Raw genomic sequence first — 1,363 nt, 5'->3', positions numbered from 1 at the left:
GGGCAATTGCCGGCGCTGGGGCCATGGGCGTCCCTKCGCCGCCTGTTCTGGCAGGACTGGGATCCGGCGCCTCGCGACCAGCGTTGGATGCGCTGGACCTCGGCGCTGCTCAGCGCGCTGCTGCATCTGTTGTTCTTCCTGCTGCTGCTGTGGGTGGCGGTGATCCGCACGTCTTCGCCGGACGAGCAGGGCAGCGAGGGTGAGCGCGTGCAGATTGAATTCGTCGGCCGTGCTGCACAGGAAGGCGGCGGCGACCAGCCCGGTGCCGAGGCAGCTGCCGCCGCAGAGGCCGGTGCCGCAGCCGCAGGCCAGGATGCCGGAGCGGCGACAGCGCCCCGGCCGCAACCGTCTGCACCTGCGCCGTCTTCTACTGCCGCTGCCACGGCACCGACCGCCAGCGTGCCGCCGCCGCCCGAGGTGGAGCCGGCGCCGGTGGCCGCACCGCCGCCCTCACCGGTACAGGCCACCGAAGTTGCAGAGGCGACCGCCGAATTCGTGGTGCCGCCGGTCGCACTGCCGCGCACCGAGGTCAGCATCGTGCCTCGCGACACCATTCCGACGGTGCGCGAGCGCAGCGTGCTGCCGGTACAGGCTGCGCCGATAGCAACGCCGGTACGCACGCCCGACGTGGCAGTGCAGGCTCCGCGCGTGCGCGATGTGCAGGTGCAGGAGCGCGAAATCAGCACGGTCGAAGCGCCGGTGGCGCCGCAGCCGATGCGGACCACCGACATCCAGGTACGCGTACCGCAACGCGACGTACAGGTGCGCGAGCGCGAAGTGCAGGCCGTGACCGATCCGCAGGTGCGCATGGCCACCGTCGCAGGGCGCGAGCCCACGGTGCGTGCGCCTGCCGGGCGCGAGGTGCAGGTGCGCGAACGGGAGGTTGCTGCCGCTCCGCAACCTGCCGCGTCGACTGCGTCAGGCAGCGCGACCACGCCGACGCCGGCACCCGCCGGCAGTTCGGCCCAGAACAGCGCCAGCGTGGCGCGCCCTGCGACGACCAGTACCGTCGCCGCACAGGCGGGCGCCCGTCCGGCACCAACCCCGGGCAACTGGGCAACGCCCGCACGCGGTGACGACTGGGGCGCTTCCAGCCGCAATCGCGACGGCGCCAACCAGGGCGCCGCGCAAACCAGTGCGGGCAAGGGCGACGGTCTGTTCAACGCTGACGGCAGCGTACGCGTGGCCGGCCAGGACGGGGCCGGCAAGGCCGAGCGCGGCGCACCCGGTGGGGCCAACGACGGCTGGAGCAAGGAGCGCATCGCCGAGTCCGGCAAATGGTTGAAGCGGCCGCCGTACGACTACACGCCTACCTCGTTCGACAAGTATTGGGTGCCGCAGGAATCGCTGCTCGCCGAATGGG

The 1,363-nt window shown here is 72.3% G+C and carries 1 protein-coding gene; it reads left to right on the top strand.

The features are described 5' to 3' along the window. Positions 1-87: 87 nt before the first annotated feature. Positions 88-1,363 (top strand): hypothetical protein (locus AB4Y84_RS21720; protein ID WP_442250940.1); only part of this gene is annotated, 1,276 nt, incomplete at its 3' end.

Origin of the sequence: Stenotrophomonas sp. 2YAF22 (genome assembly GCF_052114665.1) — a bacterium.
GTDB classification, from domain to species: domain Bacteria; phylum Pseudomonadota; class Gammaproteobacteria; order Xanthomonadales; family Xanthomonadaceae; genus Stenotrophomonas; species Stenotrophomonas indicatrix.
The sequence above is the reverse complement of the archived record's forward strand: the minus strand, read 5'-3'. Positions and strand labels throughout refer to the sequence as shown.